Genomic DNA, 19,247 nt, shown 5'->3' with positions numbered 1-19,247 from the left:
TTATCCATAATGCAAGACGTACCTAAACCTTCAAAAACCACTTGTTCCGGTACAGCACGTACATCAACGCCCACTGCACCATGATGTAGGCCAAAGTAGCCCCCACTGCTTTCGCGGGATCGGATAAATGCTCCAACAGTCCCCCGAAGAGCGCGTTGGCCGTGTATTCGAAATCGATGAATTCATGCGCCATGTAAATGACGATGGAATTCATACCGATGACGATAAAGAAGAAAGTCCAGCGGCGAATGTCCAGCACGTCGATGACCCAGTAAAAAAGCGACAGCAACAGAAAACTCAGCCCACCGACCAGCAGCACGAACGAACTGGTCCAGAGGTTTTTATTGATGGGAAAAACCATATTCCAGAGCAACGCCAGCACAATACATACTACACCGATACCCGCCAGGGTAAGTACCTTACGATTCTCCGACAGCTCGTTGGTTTTGATGCGCAGGACTTGTCCGGCCATAATACCCAGCAGCCCCGTGGCAATAGCCGGAATGGTGGACATCAGTCCTTCGGGATCGTGGATTTTCTTGTAAAGCCTCCCCGGCAGAAACTGCATATCAAAATAGCTCGCCGGATTGCATTCCATGGTGAACAGTCCCGCGCCGCAGCCCGGTACGGGATAAAACGCCATAAACAGCCAGTAACCGATCAGAATCACCGCCAGCCAGACATACAGCAACTTTTTGGGGCTGTACAGATAAATCAGTTGCGCAAACATGCCCGCCAGGCCGATACGTCCCAATACGCTGGCGAAGCGCGTCGTTTCGTAATCGGTACGGAAGAGGCCGTTGTTATAAATAACGCCCAGTGCCACCAGAATCAAACCACGCTGAATGGCTTTACGGGCCAGCCGCGAGCGCGAGAACCCTTTGGCCAATCGGCTATCAAACGAGAAAGGCGTGGAGACGCCCGCCATGAAAATAAAGAGCGGGAAAATAAGGTCGTAGGCGTGGAAGCCGTGCCAGGCCGGGTGCGTGAGTTGCTCCTCCATGCCGCGCAGCCAGCCCCAGCCTGTCGCCGCCGCCAGGGCGGCGACGAGTTCCTCGCCGCCCGTAATCCAGAACATATCAAATCCGCGCAGGGTATCGAGCGATTGTAGCCGCTGTGGTAGGCCTGCCGCGCCGGAAAGCGGCAGGTCGGCGTCAGTTTTGCTTGTAGGATGAGTTGATGTCGAGTTCACGTTGGGGAATGAGATAAAGAGGACGGACGTTGTTTTTACCCTGCGCTTTCAAAGCTTCCTGTGCCTTGCCGAAACGCAGCAGATCGGCCCAGCGATGGTTCTCAAAGGCCAGTTCCACGCGGCGCTCGTGTAGCAGTTTGTCGGCGAAAGTACCAGGCGTAGCGGCACTGATGGGCGCAAGTTTGGCGCGTGCCCGAACCTGATTGATATAGCCATAGGCCTCCGGCGACTCACCCAGGGCCTCGGCCAGCATCAGCAGCACGTCGGCGTAGCGCAACACTACAAAGTTGTAGGAGGCATCATTCTCATTGAAAGAATTCTCTCTGCCGTACTTGGTAATAAAACGCGTGTCGTTTTTAGAACTCGTGACCAGATTTCCCTGCGTCGTAACATAGCTGGTATCCATTGACTTCAGCAGGCGGTCGTCACCAGGCTCGTACGATTTAAGCATATCGAGCGTCGGACGGTTTTTGTACGCTCCCGTCGTTTGGCGCAGCAGCGGCGAGAAAGCGTTGGTAAAGGCATTGCCCGTTCCGGTGCCGCCCCCCTTGAACTGAATCTCAAAAATGGATTCCTGATTGTTCTTGTTGGCCAGCCCCCATAATCTGGCGTAGTCCGGCACCAGCGAATAGCCGTAGCTATCTACAATCTTTTTCAGCACCGGCACTGCCGCCGCCTTGTTGCCTGCCGTCAGGTACACCTTACCCAGTAACGCCGCCGCTGCGCCCTTAGTGGCACGCCCGAGGTCCGTTGCTGCCGCGTACTTTATGGGCAAAGCGGTTTCGGCTTTTTGCAAGTCCACAATCAACTGCTTGTAGATATCGGCAGCGGGTAGTTGGGGAAGTGCCCTTCCTTCGTCCACCGACTTGGTCTCTTTGAGTGGCATGGGGATGTTTCCAAACATCACGGCCAGGTTGTAGTACAGCAACGAGCGCACAAACAGGGCTTCGCCCTTGATACGTTCTTTCAAAGTGGCGTCCATCTCGATACCGTCGATGCGGCTCAGCACGATGTTGCAGCGGGCAATGCCCAGGTACGAATCGGTGTAAGCGGCGGTGACGATTTCGCTGGTGGCGATTTCGCTGAAATTATCGATCACCGTCAGCTCAGCCCCCAGGCCCGTGCCGTCGGGTCCCTGGTCGGTGTTGTCGGAGCGCATTTCTTGCATGATCCAGTAACTCTGGTTGTAAGTACCCGTGGCTTGCAATGACTTGTAGGCCGCATTGATGGCGGCCAACATGTCGTTGGTAGTTTGGTAGAAGCCGTTGACATTGCGCTGCGTCACGGGATTCAAATCCGTGAAATCCTGCCCGCACGAAAGCAGCAAGCCAGTCAGGAGGGTAAGTAAGTATATGGTTTTTTGTTTCATTTCCTTTTAGTTCTTAATTCTGAGTACTTCGTTCAAACTGGTTGTCGTCGTCGAGGCTCGTTTCAATTACTTTATATGAATGGATTGAGACTACGCATCCCGACGCAAACATTGTCCATTAAAAAGTAGCGCTTATCCCAAAGGTGAAATTCCGGCTCAGTGGATAGGCACCGTAGTCCTCGCCCTGCACGCCCGTCAGGCCGGCCTGGTTATTGACCTCGGGATTATAGCCAAGGTACTTGGTGCTGGTGAACAGGTTAGTACCCGAAACGTACGCCCGGAAGGACTGAAACTTTTCGCCCAGTATCGCTTTGGGAAAAGTATAACCTAAGGCCAGATTCCGTAGGCGGAAGTACGAGCCATCTTCTACCTGAAACGAGGAAGGCCGCGTATTGCCGCCGTGCAGGTCGGTAAGGCGGTCGGCGCGGGGAATGGTGCCGTTCCCGGGGTTCTCGGCCGAAACCCAGCGTTCGGTCCACAGAGCGTAAGAATTGGTGGCGGCTTCGCCGTTACCCAAATGCCGGCGGGTCAGGTTCAGGATTTCAGATCCTTGCACGCCTTGGAAAAATATCGCCAGGTCGAAGCCTTTGTAGGTAAACTTGTTGGTAATGCCATAGGTAAAATCGGGTAGGTAGTTTCCGGTAACGGTCCGGTCGTTGGCGTCGATCTTGCCATCGCCGTTGACGTCCTTGAAGCGGAAGTCGCCGGGCCGACGGGCCGGGGCCAGCGCATCCTTGGGGGCAGCGTCGATTTCGGTCTGAGTCTGGAAAATTCCTTCTACCACGTAGCCATAGTAGCTGCCGATGGGCGAGCCGATCTGGGTGATGTGCCGGATACCCGCCCCGCCCGAGCTAAGGATGGGGTCGCCCGTCGGGCCCAGTTTCAGAACTTCATTTTTATTGGATGAAAAATTCACGTCCGTCGTCCAGGTGAATGCACCCACCACGTTGCGGCTGCTGACGGTGAGCTCGATGCCCTTGTTTTCCACTTCGCCAATATTTTGCAATGCTGTGGAAAAGCCCACCGCCGCCGGTACCTGCACATTCAGGAGCAGATCGGAGGTTAGTTTGCGGTAAATATCCGCCGAGAGGTAAATCCGGTCGCGCAGCAATCCAACGTCCAGTCCGAAGTCGGTTTGGGTAGTTTTTTCCCAGGTCAGGTTGTCATTGCTGATCGTAGCGGGAGCAATGCCGTTAACCAATACATTGTTCAGCACGTAATTGTAAGGACTCAATAAGCCAATGGAAGCGTAGTTAGGAATCAGGAAGTTGCCCGTCTGTCCCCAACTACCCCGCAATTTCAGATCGCTCACAAACGTCTGGCTTTTCATGAACGATTCTTCCGACACCCGCCAGCCCGCCGAGAAAGACGGGAAAGTTCCGGTCTTGTTCCCGGCGCCGAAACGCGATGAGCGATCGGAACGCACGGTGGCCGTCAGTAGGTACTTGTCGCGGAAAGCGTAGTTGACCCGCGCCAGCGCCGATACCAGCGACCACTCCTGCCGATTGTCGCCGCCGCTCGTGACCTGACCGCCGCTGACGGAGGGTGCGAGGTCGTCGGGATGATTCTGGGCATAGACCTGATTGGCATCCAGGCGGTCTTTCTGAGCGCTGTAGCCCACTACCGCCGACACCCGGTGGTCAGTACCGAAAGTTTTGTCGTAGGAAAGCGTATTCTCGGTCAGCCAGTTGTAATTGAGCGAAGCATTGGATTGAGCGTACGGATCACCGACGGTAGAAGCCCGATTCAGGAATGCCCGCGCCATGTAGAACGAGCGGTTATAGGTATTCACATCGATACCCGTGTAAAGTTTGTATTTCAATCCTTCCAGTAGTTCGTATTCCAGGAAGATATTGCCAAACGTCCTGAATTGCTTCAAATCATCGGTAACGTACTTTATGATTGCCAGAGGATTGCTGGCCGCCGTCATGTTGGCCCCGCGACCATCTTCGGTAAAAAGATGCGATTGGTTGTCAGACTGATTGATGGTACCATCGGCCAGGTAGGGCTTGACGGTGGGCGAATGCGCCAACGCTGAATAGACGATGCCCGGTGGATCGGCAAAGTAGGGAGCTCCGGCTGGGGAGCGGTCGGTATTGGTAAAAGAAGGGCTCAGCCCGAATCCAATTTTCAATTTCTTGATGGGATTGGCTTCCAGGTTTACCCGGAAGCTAAACCGCTCGAAGCCGCTCCGATCAATAACGCCTTTCTGATTGTAGTAGCCACCCGAAAAATAGTAGCGCATCGTTTCCGTACCACCCGACACCGAGGCGTTGTAGCTCTGCACCGGGGCGGTATTAAAAATCAGGTCCTGCCAGTTCGTATCGGTACCATCAGGATTTACGAAATCGTCCGGGATGAAATAACTGGCGTTATTCGTCTTGGTGTACCGCACCGCGTTAGGGTCGCTGATGTTCGCTCCGGCGACGTCCTGTAAATAGGCGTTATTCTTAGCCTCAGTGGAGTAGGCGATATACTGCGCGGCATTCATCATGTCCACGCGCTTAGCTACATTCTGTACGCCAAAATACGCATCGAAGCCTATAACGGGTTTGGAATTCAACTTGCCCTTTTTTGTGGTAATGATAATAACCCCATTGGAGCCCCGCGAACCGTAGATTGCCGCCGCCGAGGCATCTTTAAGCACCTCAATGGACTCAATGTCGCTGGGATTAATGGTGCCCAGAGGGTTGGTGGCGGGCAGAGCGAAGGCCGTCGTGCGCCGCGTGATGTCGCCCTGAATGCCCGAATCGGTGTTCTTGGATACTGGAAAGCCGTCGATGACGTACAATGGCTCGTTTCCGGCGGAAACTGAACCCAGCCCCCGTACCCGGATGGTCGTGGCCGCGCCCGGCTCACCACTGGGTTCCTGTACCTGCACCCCGGCGATCTGGCCCTGAATGGCGTTCTCGAAGTTAGTGACCGGAATATCCTTGATGTTCTTGGCGGTAAGCGAACCGATGGAACCCGTAATATCGCCCTTACGCTGGGTGCCGTAGCCAACTACCAGTACTTCGCTCAGACTGCTGGCCGAGGGTTCAAGCTGCACGCTCAGCGTAGTCTGGTTGCCGACGGCAACCTCCTGCGTGCCGTAACCAATGAAGGAAAAAACCAGCGTGGCCGTACGGTCAGGAACGGTGATGGCGAAGTTGCCGCTACCATCTGTCACGACGCCCCGGTTGGTGCCTTTCAGCAGCACGTTTACGCCCGGCAGTCCGGCATTATTCTCATCAGTTACTTTGCCCCTGACTTCGGTCTCGACCGTCTTGCGTTGCGGTTTGCTCCAGTCGGGTACGTTCGGGTTTGCCACCGCAACGCTGCCAACTTGCAAAACAAGCAGCCAAGCACCTAGTAGCCAGGATCGTAGAGGTAAAAGATTCATAGTTTCGGAATTAAAATATCGTGTCGGATCGAATCAGAAATATTGAAGGTCCAACTTACATAAAAATCGGCCAGTTATACTCCTGGCCAAATAAAAAAAATAATATTCAGGGTTAGGCATCATTCCATTGGGGTATTATCCAAATAATTGCCGAATAACATTAAAATAACGCTGAGTCAGTAGTAACTCCTAAGGATCCGATAGTATATTAGAACATACCTGAAACCACTCCGCAAAGTCGGCTAAGTGGTTCGGTTTCTGAAAAATAAATCCTGATGAAGAGTAGGAAAAATCCTCAAAATCCTTTCATTTGTACTTTTTAGGGATTCAACAATGTATATGGCCAAACCACTTACACTGCACAAAGGCTACGACATCAAGCTCGTGGGCGAAGCCGAATACACCATCACCGACCTGCCCGTTTCGGAGGTTGTGGCCATCAAGCCACCCGATTTTCCAGGCTTGGTTCCCAGGATGATGGTGGAACCGGGCGACGAGATTCTGGCCGGACAGCCGTTGTTTTTCGACAAGAATGACGAGCGTATCAAGTTCTTCTCTTCGGTCAGTGGCGAAGTGGCGGAGATTGTCCGGGGCGCGAAACGCCGGATTATGGAGGTCAGGATTATCCCCGACCGCGAGGAGCGCAAATACGTGCAGCATGATCCCGTCGATCCGTCGAAACTTTCCCGCGAAGAAATCATTCAGAAGTTAATGGAAGGAGGCGGCTGGGATTTCATCCGGCAGCGACCTTTCTCGCTGATTGCCAAGCCCGAAGATACTCCCAAATCTATTTTTATCTCCTGTTTCGACACGTCACCACTAGCCCCTGATTTAGGATATATCGTAGATTTTGAGAAAGAAAACTTTGAAGCAGGGCTGACTGCGCTCAAACAATTGGCCAATGGAAACCTGAATCTAGGGGTTCAGGATCAATCCGGAAAACATGTTTCGGACAAAGCATTATCAGCCGATAAAATTACTTCGGTAGCCAACGAAAATATCCACCCCATCAAAGGCCCGCACCCGGCGGGCAACGTTGGCATCCAAATCCATCATCTCGACCCGATTAAGAAGGGCGAACTGGTTTGGTACATACATCCTCAGAATGTCCTCATCATTGGGCGACTTTTCCGCGAAGGCCGCTATCGTGCCGACCGCGTCGTGGCGCTTACGGGTAGCAGTGTCAAGTCTCCGCAATATTTCCGGGCGGTTACCGGGCAGACGATGGCATCCATTCTGGACGACAGAATCGAAGGTGACGCCGCCCGGGTCATTCAGGGCAATGTGCTCACCGGAATCAACTCTTCGTCCGAAGATTTCCTTTCGCATTACACCAACCAAATCACTGTAATTCCCGAAGGCGGCGAGCCGGAGTTTCTGGGTTGGCTGACGCCGGGCATCAAGAAGCTGAGCCTTTCCAAAACGTTTTTCTCCTGGCTGTTTCCGGACCGCAACTACGCCCTCGACACCAGCATGCGCGGCGAGGAGCGCGCCTTTGTGATGACCGGCCAGTACGATAAAGTACTGCCGATGAACATCATGCCCGTTGTATTACTGAAATCAATCCTGGCGCGAGACATCGAGCGCATGGAACAATTGGGCATTTACGAAGTATCGGAAGAAGACTTTGCGTTGTGCGAATTTGTTTGTACTTCCAAGATCGAAGTTCAGCGTATCATCGCGGAGGGACTGGAATATGTGCGGCTCGAAGGTTGATCTTTGGTCTACGCTCGGGGCGAAAAAGGTTTGAAGTTTGGCAGTCGGTGGGTGCGGACGCACTGCGGCTGGATAAAAGGATCACACGCCTCCATAAATAAATTAACGCATTAACAAATAAATCCTCACATTGAAGCCGATAAGAAACCTGGTCGAGTCCCTTGAACCACACTTCAAGGAAGGCGGCAAATACGAGAAATTCCATCCGGCGTTCGACGCTCTGTCGACATTCCTGTTCGTACCCGGCCACACCACCGAAAACGGCGTCCATATCCGGGATGCAATGGACCTGAAGCGCACCATGTTCACCGTGGTGATCGCCATGATTCCCACCCTGCTTTTTGGCATGTGGAACGTAGGCTACCAGCACTATCTGGCCTATGGCATGGACATGAGCCTGATGGAAAACTTCATGTTTGGCTTCTGGCGTGTAATGCCCATCGTGGTTGTTTCCTACGCGGTGGGGCTCGGGACCGAATTTGTCTTCGCCATATCGAAAAAACACGTCGTCAGCGAAGGGTACTTGGTTACGGGATTGCTTATCCCGCTCATTCTGCCAGTAACGATTCCGCTGTGGATGGTGGCTTTTGCCTCGATTTTCTGCGTGATCATCGGAAAGGAAATCTTTGGCGGTACGGGCATGAATTTCATGAATCCCGCTCTGCTGGCCCGCGCCTTCCTTTTCTTCGCCTTCCCCGCCTACATGACGGGCGACATCTGGACTGACCTGACGCCCGAGCCGGGCCACGCCCTGGTAGATGCCTACACCGGTGCCACCAACCTGGTGACATTTGACAACGATTTCACCCAACTCCCCTCCCCTTCCGATATGTTCTGGGGGTTTGAACAGGGGTCCATCGGTGAGACCAGTGTATTTGCCATCCTGATCGGCGTGTTTATCCTCATAGCTTCCGGAGTGGGTAGTTGGAAAATCATTCTATCCTGCGTGATCGGTACTCTGGCCATGGGCCTTTTCCTGAATTTGCTCGCGCCCGTCGATGTGCCTACCAGTTCCTTACACACCCCCGCCTACTATCATTTATTGATGGGTAGCTTCGCATTCGGTGCGGCCTATATGGCTACTGACCCCGTGAGTGCCGCCCATACGGAGGCGGGAAAATGGATATACGGTATACTGATCGGGGTATTTACCGTTATACTACGGGTATTCAACCCGGCTTATCCAGAGGGCGTCATGCTGGCTATCCTGCTGATGAACGTGTTTGCGCCTTTGATCGATCACCTTGTGGTGGAACGCCACATCCAAACCCGAATGAAACGTGCATAGCAACCAATACACCCTGATTTACGCCGCCGTACTTTCTGTTATCACGGCTATTGTCCTGGCCGTAGCGGCCGAGGGGCTCAAACCTTTGCAGGATGAGAATATCGCGCTCGACACGCGCTCGAACATTCTGAAAGCCGTACGGCTCGACTATACCGACCGCGATAAAATCAACGAAACGTACGACACGAAGATCCAGGAAATGGTCGTGAATGTGGCAGGCGAGGTGCAAGAAGAAAAGCCCGTTCAAATAGATCTGAAAAATCAAGTCAATATCGATCCCGCCGAGCGTAAACTACCTCTTTACATCTATACGGGAGAGGGCGACAAGAAGTATTACGTCATTCCTCTGCGTGGCACCGGGCTGTGGGGCCCGATTTGGGGCTATATCTCACTGGAAGAAGATTTCAATACGGTATATGGTGCCATATTCGACCATAAAAGCGAAACGCCCGGTCTGGGTGCCGAAATCGCCGAGTACCCGTTTCAGAAACAATTTCAGGGCAAGAAGATCATGGAGGGCGACAAATTCGTATCGGTCAATGTATGGAAAACTACCTATAAAAGTCCGCTCGGCCAGGAACACCGCGTAGATGGAATTTCGGGCGGTACCATTACCTCCAACGGCACCGATGATATGCTCGAAAATTGCATCGCACCCTATGTATCGTACTTTGATAAAATCAATACCAAAAACCAGAAGCAAGTCGCCGTGAAGTGAGGTAGAGTGCTTGAATAATCGAAAAAAACTCCGGTTATCCTCATCCGATGCTTCACTCATTCACTTATTCACTCATTCAAAATTGATTTCATGGCAGTACAAGAAACCCCCGCCGCACCTCCCGTAGTCAAACAAAAGAAGGACGGGCTTTTTTCGAAAAAAAATCTGCAAATCCTGCGTGATCCGCTGGACGACACCAACCCCGTCACCGTGCAGGTGCTGGGCATTTGTTCGGCATTGGCCGTGACGGTGCAGGTCAAGCCCGCGCTCATCATGTCGCTGGGCGTCATATTCGTGACTTCTTTTTCGAACCTCATCATCTCGTTGCTACGGAAGTCGATCCCGACCCGCATCAGAATTATAGTGCAGTTGATTGTTGTGGCGATGCTGGTGACGATCGTCGATCAGACATTGAAAGCCTTCCTGTTCGATGTCAGTAAGAAACTGGCGGTTTTTGTGGGGCTCATTATCACTAACTGCATCATCATGGGTCGGCTCGAAGCTTTCGCCCTGGGACAAAAACCCTGGCCATCTTTTCTGGATGGACTGGGCAATGGTCTCGGATATGGCCTGATACTCATTATGGTGGCCGTGTTCCGGGAGTTCTTTGGATCAGGCTCGCTTATGGGGTACCAGATCGTACCACAATGGGCGTATGACCACGGTTATGTCAATAATGGGCTGATGGTATTGCCACCCGCCGCCCTGTTTATCATTGGCTTGTACATCTGGTGGCAGCGCAGCCGGAACGAGAAGCTGGTCAATGTCTCTTAGAAAGAAGTCTCAGCGGGGTGCCCCGTGGAGCAAAGCAGCAAAGTTCCAAAGTGCTTTTGCTGCTGCACTGCTCTGATTTTTACCCCGTGTACGTGCACTGCTTCCTAACAAGAATCAGGATAGCGGTTTGCACGTCTCGCATATACCTCACTTTGGAACTCAGGAATTTTGTCACTTTGCCACTTTAAAAAATGGAATCCTTAGTCAACTTATTCGTCAGAGCTGTTTTCGTGGAGAACGTTGTGTTTGCGTACTTCCTCGGAATGTGTTCATTTTTGGCGGTTTCTAAAAAAATAAAAACAGCCTTTGGTCTGGGCCTTGCGGTGATTTTCGTCATGGTACTGACTACCCCGCTCAACTACCTTATTCTGAATTACATGTTGGAAGAAGGTGCGTTGTCCTGGATCAGCCCCTCCCTGGCCAGCGTGGACCTGACTTTCCTGGCGTTTATTCTGTTCATCTCGACCATTGCCGGAGCCGTGCAGTTGGTAGAAATGGTGATCGAGAAATTCCTTCCCGCACTTTATTCTTCGCTCGGCATTTTCCTGCCGCTGATTACTGTCAACTGCTCTATTCTGGGAACGTCCCTCTTCATGCAGGAGCGTGAATACGGACTTGCCGAAACTGCCGTTTTTTCCCTAGGTGCGGGCGTGGGATTTTTCCTGGCCATTGTACTGCTGGCAGGAATCCGGGAGCGACTCCGCTACTCCAATGTACCTGCCCCTCTTCAAGGATTGGGAATGGCGATGTTCATTACGGCCCTGATGGGTCTGGCATTTCTGAGCTTTTCAGGTATCAAGATCTGAGGCTTATTCACAATGATCTAATTTGTAGTACCCTGATTATGAATTGCAATTGAAAATAATTCATATCGCATAACCCACCACTCCAAACATGGTTCCCGTACTTGCTGCCAGCGTTGCCGTATTTATCCTGATTGTCCTCCTGCTGGCCTTTTTGATCCTGACCGCCAAAGAGCGGCTACTACCACAGGGCGACGTAAAAATCACGGTCAATGGTGAAGAAGACGAACCGCTGGTCGTGAAGCCCGGTGGTACTTTACTGTCCACTTTGGCTGACAACAAGCTGTTTCTGGCTTCGGCTTGCGGCGGTGGCGGTACCTGCGCGATGTGTACCTGCATGGTATACGAAGGCGGCGGCGAAGTGCTGCCTACCGAAACCAATCACCTCAATCGCCGTCAGGTGCGTGAAAACATGCGGCTGGCCTGTCAGGTAAAGGTGAAGGAGGATATGAAAATCCGTATTCCCGAGGAGGTTTTCGGCATCAAAAAACTGGAATGCACGGTAGTTTCAAACTACAACGTCGCCACATTCATTAAAGAATTTGAAGTAAAACTACCTGAGGGCGAATCGCTGGATTTTAAAGCCGGAGGTTATATCCAAATCGACATTCCAGAGACAATAGTCAAGTACGAGGATTTCGACATCACGGCTCACCCTGACCATCACGACCGCCCCGACAAGTTTCAGGAGGACTGGGATAAGTTCAACCTCTGGCCGCTCACAATGGTCAACGAAGAAGAGGTTTTTCGCGCCTATTCGATGGCCAATCACCCCGCCGAAGGCAACATCGTCAAACTGACCGTCCGCATTGCCACGCCGGCCTTCGACCGTGCCAAAAATGGCTGGGCCGATGTAAATCCCGGAATTGCGTCTTCGTATATTTTCAGCCTGAAACCAGGCGATAAAGTGACGATTTCCGGCCCTTACGGGGAATTTTTTATTAAAGACACCGAACGGGAAATGCTGTACATCGGTGGCGGTGCAGGCATGGCACCCATGCGTTCGCACCTGTTTCATCTTTTTTACACCGAAAAGACGAAACGAAAGGTCACGTTCTTTTACGGTGGCCGTACCAAGAAAGAGCTTTTTTACATTGATGAATTCAGGCAAATCGAGAAAGATTTCCCAAATTTCACCTTCGTCGTGGCGTTGGACAACCCACTCCCCGAAGACAACTGGACGTTGAAAAAAGATCTGGACGATCCCAACGGCGACGGTTTCAAGGGCTTTGTCCACAATGTGGTAATCGACGAATTCCTGAAAAAACATCCCAACCCTGAGGATCTGGAAGTTTATTTCTGCGGTCCACCGATGATGAACCAGTCGGTCATTAAGATGGCTGATGACTGGGGCATTCCGTCGGAGCAGGTGGCCTTTGACGATTTCGGGGGATGATGCGGCACTTGTCGTTCGTTGTTCTGGTACTTTTCCTGGCTAGCTGCCAGTCGCCACGCCCTTCCTATACACAACTGGAGGGCAACGCGCAGGGTACTACCTTTCGCATTGTTTATGCCGATTCCCTTTCCCGCGATTTCTCCGTTTCGGTGGATAGTATATTTCACGTCATAGACCGCTCCATGTCATTGTGGGACAGCACTTCCGTTATCTCGCTCATCAACGCCAACCGTTCCGGCATTCGTGCCGACACCCATTTCACTAACGTATTCCGAAGAGCTTGGGAAGTTTCCGGACAAACGGACGGAAACTTTGATTGCACTGTCGGGCCGCTCGTGAAGGCGTGGGGCTTCAGCTATAAGAAGAAAGGCCCGCCGCCAAACGATGCGCAGGTCGATAGCCTGCTTCGGTTGGCTGGCTACCGAAGAGTTAGTTTAGAAGGACGAGTGGTAAATAAGCCCCCCGAAACAGAAATCGACTTCAACGCCATCGCCCAGGGCTATACCGTGGACGTGTTGGCGGAGTTTTTACATTCAAAAAGTATACATAACTACCTGATAGAAGTGGGCGGCGAAGTCCGCACCATGGGCCGTAACGAACGCGGCAAAACCTGGCGTATCGGCATAGACAAGCCCATGGAAAACGTCGAAGCAGGGCGCCCGCTGCAAGCCGTAGTATCCCTGAAAAACAAATCACTCGCCACCTCGGGCAGCTACCGCAAGTTCGTGGAGCGCGGGGGCCAGCGCTTCAGCCACGCCATCGATCCACGCACAGGTTTTCCCATCACCCACAACCTTCTCAGTATTTCGGTAGTAGCCGACGACTGTATGACCGCCGATGCCTACGCCACGGCCTTCTTAGTGATGGGTTTGGAAAAAGCGATTCCGCTGGCAAAGGAAAAAGGATTGGAAATTTATGGAATATCAGCGGGAAAGGACAACACTTTCGAGGTGTACCAATCCGCGGGATTTGGGGCGGAGGCAGTGGAGTAGTTTACTGTTTCGAGTTATAGGTACCTGATACAGTAAGGCCCGATGCTTCATAAGGTGGTTTGTATAAAAGACCTGGGATTTCAAATGATTCATTCAGAAAAATAGCTCAAAAGCAAACAGGATATGCTGACTGACATTAACCCCAAACTACCCATGCGAGATAAAAGCGCTACCAGAGATTTTTACGTCAATACCTTAGGGTTTCAGGAGTTTGGTAGTGCGGGCTATGACGGATACCTCATGGTACAGAAAGACAGCGTCCAAATTCATTTTTTCGAGTTTAAAGAGCTTGACCCGAAGGAGAATTACGGACAAGTGTACATCCGCACGGACGCTATCGAAAAATTGTACCAATCGCTCCTGGATAAAAAAGCGGAAATACATCCGGCCGGTCATCTGAAAACCAAAGCCTGGGGTCAGAAAGAATTCTCGATGCTGGATCCGGACAACAATTTGCTGACTTTCGGCGAGAGTACTTAATAATTGGGATAGGAAACCAGCTGTGCCATCGTTAGCGAGGAGCTAGGTTTTACCTTCAATCAGGTGCTGTCCATTGCCAGTACCGGAGTTGGTTTCAAAGTGAGCCAGGTGGTAGACCGCACGTTGGGCGTCCACGCGATGATTCCGAAAGCGATTTTCACAAAAAAGAAATTTCCGTACTGAAGTTAAGTCAGGGTATAGTTGAAAAGGAATACCCTGTCAGTTTTTAGGCGCTTTTCACTCAACTCTCTTCTGGTTGAGTTTGTATTTATCTATGTTGGATTTCGGAACCACGAGGCTGAGAATCGACACAGGAAATTCTATCCAGGGCATCCTGAGTGCCACAACACACTGGTTTTAACACGGCCTTTTTCTGCTCGCCTTTGCTTAGGCAATGGGATATCTCGACGCCTTCTGTAGCAAAGACATTCCCGCCAACCTCACACAGGTGAAGCACGACTACTTCGTGACGCCAGCCTACGAAATCGTGGGCTAAGAGAGTACTGCTTTATTGGGGATTTTTGAATTAAAAAAAGAAAATATTGGGTATTTGTTACAACCATTAGGATGCTTGATGGCTCCATTATTATAAATCAATAGAGTTCATGATTAACCCAAATCTTAAAATGAAAAATTATTTGTTAGCAGTTACCCTTCTTCTCCCTCTGGGCGTTTTGGCCCAAACCTCCATTGAAACATCCAACCCTACCCAGGGGCGAATCCAGATTGGAATCGTTGAAAGCGTGGGATACAACAATAAATCGGGGGGCTTTATAAGAACAAATCCATATGCCCAATACTTTATCAAGGATAACTGGGCTATTCGGCTCGAAGGCAGACATGACTTCTATGGCCCTGTGGGGGTAGATGGGTATCTGGGAGCAGGACTAAGCACGCGCTTTAACTTTTTGCAAACTAATAGGTGGTTGCTGTACGGGCAGGCAGGTTATTTTTATGGACAATACCGCGGCTTCGATTACAAAAAGGTTGCGATAGCGGTAGGACCGATCATCGATGGATTGGAGCGGATTCCCACCTACTCCAACCAGGGAATGCTCAGTGTAGGCGTAGGGGCGCAGTACAAAATTGGTTCTCGCTGGTCAATCAATGCTCAGGTAGAGAAAAATTTCACCAAGCATAGAAGCAACGAATTCAACGCGACGCTGGGTGTCGGCTTTAAAATCAAATGATGTTCTGGGAAAGCAACCTAGGATTTTGGAGACGCTGGATTGGTAAAAAAACGCCCTTTTTGATTTAAAGGATCAACTCAAACAGCTTCTAAACTACCGATCTTCAGTTATTTCCCCGTCGCCAGGAATGCCTCTAGCAGTACTTTACGGTCGTCGAAATCGTGCTTGACGCCCTTGACTTCCTGGTAAGTTTCGTGGCCTTTGCCCGCGACTAGCACAATGTCGCCGGGTTGAGCCTCGGCGCAGGCACGGTAGATGGCCTCACGTCGCTCGGGGATTAAGGCTACTTTCTTGAAATGTAAAGGTGGCACGCCCGCGAGCATTTGATCCAGAATAGCCTGTGGCTCTTCATGGCGCGGATTGTCGGAGGTCAGGTACACGCGATCGCTCATTTTACTGGCAATGGCCGCCATTTTGGGTCGTTTCTCCGCGTCCCGGTTTCCGCCGCAGCCCACCACCGTAATGATTTGCTCTTCCCCATGGCGCAATTCGTTGATCGTCTCCAGCACATTCTGCAGCGCATCGGGCGTGTGGGCATAATCCACAATTCCCACCACTTTATTGGCCGAATGTACCTGCTCGAAACGGCCCGGCGGACTTTGTAATTCGGATAGCGCTGACAATACTTCTTCGGGAGCTTCGCCCAGAAGAATAGCCGCGCCGTACACCGCCAACAAATTATACGCATTGAAGCGACCAATGAGCCGGAACCAGACTTCGTGACCGTTCAAATCCATGTGCATCCCGAAAAGCGTTTCAGAAAGCAGCTTCCCTTTGAACGCAGCCATGGTTTGCAGCGAGTAAGTTTCCACTTTGGCCGCAGTGTTCTGTACCATCACGCTTCCCCGCCGGTCGTCGATATTGACAAGGGCAAAAGCCGTACGGGGTAGTTGGTCAAAAAATCCCTTTTTGGCTTTGATATAGTTATCGAAGGTCTTGTGAAAATCGAGGTGATCGTGGGTGATGTTGGTAAAAATTCCGCCGCTGAACGTTAATCCAGTGACCCGCTGCTGCGTGACGGCGTGAGAACTCACCTCCATGAATACATGGGTGCAGTTCTGCTGCCGCATCTGTGCCAGCAGGCCGTTGAGGGTCACGGCATCGGGCGTAGTGTGGGTGGAGGGTATGACCTCATCCTCGATTTGGTTCTGCACCGTCGAGATCAGTCCGCAACGGTAACCCAGGGTCCGAAACATTCTGAATAGAAGGGTAGCCACGGAGGTTTTACCGTTGGTTCCGGTGACGCCGATCAAATGAAAATCCTGCGAAGGATGTCCGTAAAAAGCCGACGCCAGGAATCCCATCGCCCGCGCCGAATCCAAAACCTGAACGTACGTCACGCCGGGACGTGTAACGGCGGGCAGCTCCTCGCACAAAATAGCACTTGCCCCCAGGTCGAGGGCTTTTTCGATAAAATCGTGACCGTCCGCCTGCGTCCCGCGCACCGCTACGAAAAGCGAATCCGGCCCGGCTTTACGCGAGTCCAGCACGATACCCTGTATCGACCGGTCAGTATCACCGACTACATTCGCTTCGGGAATCTCTTTCAGTAGGGTATATAAAGACTTAGAAATCTCTTCCATTTCAAAAAACTAAATAGGGTGGGTAATCTTTCACTCCGACATCCATGGGCAAGATTTCGCAGGTACTTGACTACCGCTTTAAAACAAAGCAGTTGGTAAAAAGACTTTCGACTCCAGATTATTCCAGACCCAGCATAATCCGCTTTGCGCCTGCGATGCTGGCACCAGGCGCCAACGACTGCGACACGACCTTGCCTGATCCTTTAAATCCTACGCGAAAACCTCTGTTTTCCATAATGAAAAGCGCATCACGCAACGACATTCCGCGCAAATCAGGCACCTGTGCCTTTTCGACCGAACGAGCCACCCACTTGGTTTTCCCTTCGGAGGCAGTGCTACCCTGCATCCAGCGGTTGCTGTCGGCTGGTGTTCCATCCGAATCAGATTCATCTTCGGGTGGAGTATTCAGGTTCAGTACTTTTGCCATCACTTCCACCTCGTCAGCCCGGCCTGCCCATTTTACCGGGGCAGGAACCCCCGCGGGAGCCAGTTGGGCGGGTTCATGCAGACTCAGGTCGTAGGCATAAATGCGGTCGGCCACCTGCTTGAACACGGGCGCAGCCACTTCTCCGGCGTAAAGGTCCGAACCGCCTGCGATGGAATTATCCACCATCACCAGACAGCTGTACTTGGGACGGTCGGCGGGAAAGTAGCCTACAAAAGATACGCGCAACCCCCTGCGGGCCATGTATTTGCCGTCAACAATTTTCTGAGCGGTTCCCGTCTTGCCCGCCACACGGTAGGGGCTGGCTTTAAGTTCGGGAGCTGTGCCGCGCTGCACTACGCCTTCCAGCATTCCCTGCACCAGCCTGATGGTACGTTCCGAGCAGATTGGTGACGGGGTGACGTATGGTTCGTAGGTGTTTACAATCTCGCTGGAACTGCGGATCTGCTCCACAATCATCGGGCGCACCCAGTAGCCCTGATTGGCTACGGCGTTGTAAAGGGCCAGGATCTGGATGGGTGCCATCCGCATATCATACCCATAGGACATCGGCGTGAGCGACGTTTTGCCCCAGAGCTTCGAGTCACGGTCGCGAAGGAACGGTGCGGCCTCGCCTTGCATGTGAACCCCTGTGCGGTTTTTGAGGCGAAATTTTTCGAGATAGGCCAAGTATTTATCAGGCTTGCTATAAAAGTACCTCTGCATCAGCAAATGCGTCCCGATGTTCGACGACTTCTCGAGTACCTGGCTGGCAGTCAGTTTGCCAAAACCGCCCCGGTGGGCGTCATTGATAGCCAGTCCGCGATAAACCAGCCGGCCTTTGCCCGTGTCCACCCATACCTTTTCCGGATCGATGCCTGTCTCTTCCAGCACGGCCATCATGGTAGCCAGCTTGAAAGTGGAGCCCGGATCGGCTCCCATCGCAAGCGCATAATTCTGATCGTCCACAAATTGCCCAGCTCCTTTGCGGGTAAGGTTGGAAAGCGCCTTGATTTTCCCCGTGGCTACTTCCATTACAATCACGCATCCGAAGTTAGCCTGGTACTTTTCCAATGCTTTCTTCAAGGATGACTCGGCCACATCCTGGAAGTTGATATCGAGTGTAGTATGGATGTCGTGGCCCGGTTCGGGATGTAGATTGAATTCGTCCGAGACGGGCAAACGCACCCCGCGGGGAAGTACCTGCACCCAACTGGCCCCGTTGGTGCCAGCCAGTTGCCGATCGAAACTGGCTTCCAGCCCCACCCGGCCCCGGCCGTTTTCGGAATTGACCGTACCAACGGTGCGGTCGGCCATAGGTGAAAAGGGCCGATAGCGGCGGTACTCGGTAGTAAACTTTCCGGCGATCGTTTTCCTGTAAAGAATCTTTCCGTTGGCCGCCTTCAGGGTGTCGTCCCCCCTTCGGAAAAATGGCCAGCGCTTGATTCGTTCCCTTGTCCGGTAGCTAATGGCCCTGGGATGCAGTCTTAAGGTGGATCTCCCTCCTTTGCGGGTTTTCTCAATCATCGACTTATACCCACTTTTGGTATGTCTCCCGAACGCACTTACAAGGCTGTCGGCCAGGGCATCGAGGTGATGGGCGAGAAACAAACTATCGGGATATTTGGCATCGAACACCACATAGTAATATGGAATAGAGGTCGCCAGCAGGCTACCGTCACTGGCATATATATTACCCCGCATAGCCTGCGTGGTGTCCATTCGCATGGTACTGGCTTCCGCGCGTTCTTTCCATGTCTTTCCCTTATAGACCGCAACACGCTGGATCCAGACCAGTCGCCCGACTACCACTACCGCCAGCAGTACCAGTATTGTAGCAACCACATAGGCCCGCTTCATCAGGGCCTCTTTCTCGCTAGTGTTTCCTTTCTTCATGGGTTAATCTTTTAGCTGGGGCAGCCTATCACAGCCTTCGCTTC

14 protein-coding genes are annotated in these 19,247 nt (G+C 52.1%); 9 read left to right on the top strand and 5 right to left on the bottom strand.

What is annotated here, in order from left to right:
* Positions 1-22: 22 nt before the first annotated feature.
* The 3 genes from IE117_RS12670 to IE117_RS12660 form a co-directional block, all read right to left on the bottom strand.
* Complete coding sequence (locus tag IE117_RS12670) at positions 23-1,192, bottom strand: acyltransferase family protein (RefSeq protein ID WP_189564776.1); 1,170 nt, start codon at positions 1,190-1,192, stop codon at positions 23-25.
* Positions 1,155-2,561, bottom strand: coding sequence for a RagB/SusD family nutrient uptake outer membrane protein (locus IE117_RS12665; protein ID WP_189564775.1), 1,407 nt, complete (start codon positions 2,559-2,561; stop codon positions 1,155-1,157). The genes IE117_RS12670 and IE117_RS12665 overlap by 38 nt, the downstream gene beginning before the upstream one ends.
* A 118-nt stretch (positions 2,562-2,679) precedes the next feature.
* Positions 2,680-5,943 (bottom strand): SusC/RagA family TonB-linked outer membrane protein, encoded by a 3,264-nt coding sequence (locus IE117_RS12660; protein ID WP_189564773.1) that lies wholly within the window; start codon positions 5,941-5,943, stop codon positions 2,680-2,682.
* Positions 5,944-6,282: 339 nt separating this feature from the next.
* On the opposite strand from IE117_RS12660, the gene IE117_RS12655 reads away from it, so the two are divergent.
* The 9 genes from IE117_RS12655 (at position 6,283) to IE117_RS12615 (ending at position 15,300) form a co-directional block, all read left to right on the top strand.
* Positions 6,283-7,659, top strand: coding sequence for a Na(+)-translocating NADH-quinone reductase subunit A (locus IE117_RS12655; RefSeq protein WP_189564771.1), 1,377 nt, complete (start codon positions 6,283-6,285; stop codon positions 7,657-7,659).
* A gap of 130 nt (positions 7,660-7,789) precedes the next feature.
* Positions 7,790-8,947: an NADH:ubiquinone reductase (Na(+)-transporting) subunit B gene (locus IE117_RS12650; protein ID WP_189564770.1), complete on the top strand. Its 1,158-nt coding sequence runs from the start codon at positions 7,790-7,792 to the stop codon at positions 8,945-8,947.
* Positions 8,940-9,665 (top strand): NADH:ubiquinone reductase (Na(+)-transporting) subunit C, encoded by a 726-nt coding sequence (gene nqrC, locus IE117_RS12645; protein WP_189564768.1) that lies wholly within the window; start codon positions 8,940-8,942, stop codon positions 9,663-9,665. Before IE117_RS12650 ends, nqrC begins: the two co-directional genes overlap by 8 nt.
* 90 nt (positions 9,666-9,755) lie before the next feature.
* Entirely contained in the window at positions 9,756-10,439 is a 684-nt protein-coding gene (locus IE117_RS12640; RefSeq protein ID WP_189564767.1) for an NADH:ubiquinone reductase (Na(+)-transporting) subunit D, read from the top strand.
* Positions 10,440-10,630: 191 nt separating this feature from the next.
* The gene (nqrE, locus tag IE117_RS12635; RefSeq protein ID WP_189564766.1) at positions 10,631-11,245 is read left to right on the top strand and encodes an NADH:ubiquinone reductase (Na(+)-transporting) subunit E; all 615 of its coding nucleotides are present in this window, start codon (positions 10,631-10,633) and stop codon (positions 11,243-11,245) included.
* An 88-nt stretch (positions 11,246-11,333) separates the two neighbouring features.
* Entirely contained in the window at positions 11,334-12,638 is a 1,305-nt protein-coding gene (gene nqrF, locus IE117_RS12630; RefSeq protein WP_189564765.1) for an NADH:ubiquinone reductase (Na(+)-transporting) subunit F, read from the top strand.
* The gene (locus tag IE117_RS12625) at positions 12,635-13,630 is read left to right on the top strand and encodes an FAD:protein FMN transferase (RefSeq protein ID WP_189564764.1); all 996 of its coding nucleotides are present in this window, start codon (positions 12,635-12,637) and stop codon (positions 13,628-13,630) included. The genes nqrF and IE117_RS12625 overlap by 4 nt, the downstream gene beginning before the upstream one ends.
* A 123-nt stretch (positions 13,631-13,753) precedes the next feature.
* Positions 13,754-14,110: a bleomycin resistance protein gene (locus IE117_RS12620; RefSeq protein ID WP_189564763.1), complete on the top strand. Its 357-nt coding sequence runs from the start codon at positions 13,754-13,756 to the stop codon at positions 14,108-14,110.
* Between the two features lie 626 nt (positions 14,111-14,736).
* Complete coding sequence (locus IE117_RS12615; RefSeq protein ID WP_189564762.1) at positions 14,737-15,300, top strand: autotransporter outer membrane beta-barrel domain-containing protein; 564 nt, start codon at positions 14,737-14,739, stop codon at positions 15,298-15,300.
* 107 nt (positions 15,301-15,407) lie between these two features.
* On the opposite strand, the gene IE117_RS12610 is transcribed toward IE117_RS12615, so the two are convergent.
* Positions 15,408-16,883 (bottom strand): UDP-N-acetylmuramoyl-L-alanyl-D-glutamate--2,6-diaminopimelate ligase, encoded by a 1,476-nt coding sequence (locus IE117_RS12610; RefSeq protein ID WP_189564761.1) that lies wholly within the window; start codon positions 16,881-16,883, stop codon positions 15,408-15,410.
* A 118-nt stretch (positions 16,884-17,001) separates the two neighbouring features.
* Positions 17,002-19,203 carry a PASTA domain-containing penicillin-binding protein gene (locus IE117_RS12605; protein WP_189564760.1) on the bottom strand — a complete coding sequence of 734 codons (2,202 nt, stop codon included), beginning with the start codon at positions 19,201-19,203 and terminating at the stop codon, positions 17,002-17,004.
* Between the last annotated feature and the right edge of the window lie 44 nt (positions 19,204-19,247).

This window comes from Persicitalea jodogahamensis (assembly GCF_014651615.1).
GTDB lineage: Bacteria > Bacteroidota > Bacteroidia > Cytophagales > Spirosomataceae > Persicitalea > Persicitalea jodogahamensis.
Note: the sequence above shows the minus strand (reverse complement) of the source record. Positions and strands in the feature narration are given on the sequence as shown.

Excerpts from the sequence above, each read along its gene's own strand:
- IE117_RS12665 (WP_189564775.1), bottom strand. The coding sequence starts at position 2,561 with ATGAAACAAAAAACCATATACTTACTTACCCTCCTGACTGGCTTGCTG.
- nqrE (WP_189564766.1), top strand. The coding sequence starts at position 10,631 with ATGGAATCCTTAGTCAACTTATTCGTCAGAGCTGTTTTCGTGGAGAAC.
- nqrF (WP_189564765.1), top strand. The coding sequence starts at position 11,334 with ATGGTTCCCGTACTTGCTGCCAGCGTTGCCGTATTTATCCTGATTGTC.
- IE117_RS12625 (WP_189564764.1), top strand. The coding sequence starts at position 12,635 with ATGATGCGGCACTTGTCGTTCGTTGTTCTGGTACTTTTCCTGGCTAGC.
- IE117_RS12605 (WP_189564760.1), bottom strand. The coding sequence starts at position 19,203 with ATGAAGAAAGGAAACACTAGCGAGAAAGAGGCCCTGATGAAGCGGGCC.
- IE117_RS12610 (WP_189564761.1), bottom strand. The coding sequence starts at position 16,883 with ATGGAAGAGATTTCTAAGTCTTTATATACCCTACTGAAAGAGATTCCC.
- IE117_RS12660 (WP_189564773.1), bottom strand. The coding sequence starts at position 5,943 with ATGAATCTTTTACCTCTACGATCCTGGCTACTAGGTGCTTGGCTGCTT.
- IE117_RS12615 (WP_189564762.1), top strand. The coding sequence starts at position 14,737 with ATGAAAAATTATTTGTTAGCAGTTACCCTTCTTCTCCCTCTGGGCGTT.
- IE117_RS12620 (WP_189564763.1), top strand. The coding sequence starts at position 13,754 with ATGCTGACTGACATTAACCCCAAACTACCCATGCGAGATAAAAGCGCT.
- IE117_RS12640 (WP_189564767.1), top strand. The coding sequence starts at position 9,756 with ATGGCAGTACAAGAAACCCCCGCCGCACCTCCCGTAGTCAAACAAAAG.
- IE117_RS12655 (WP_189564771.1), top strand. The coding sequence starts at position 6,283 with ATGGCCAAACCACTTACACTGCACAAAGGCTACGACATCAAGCTCGTG.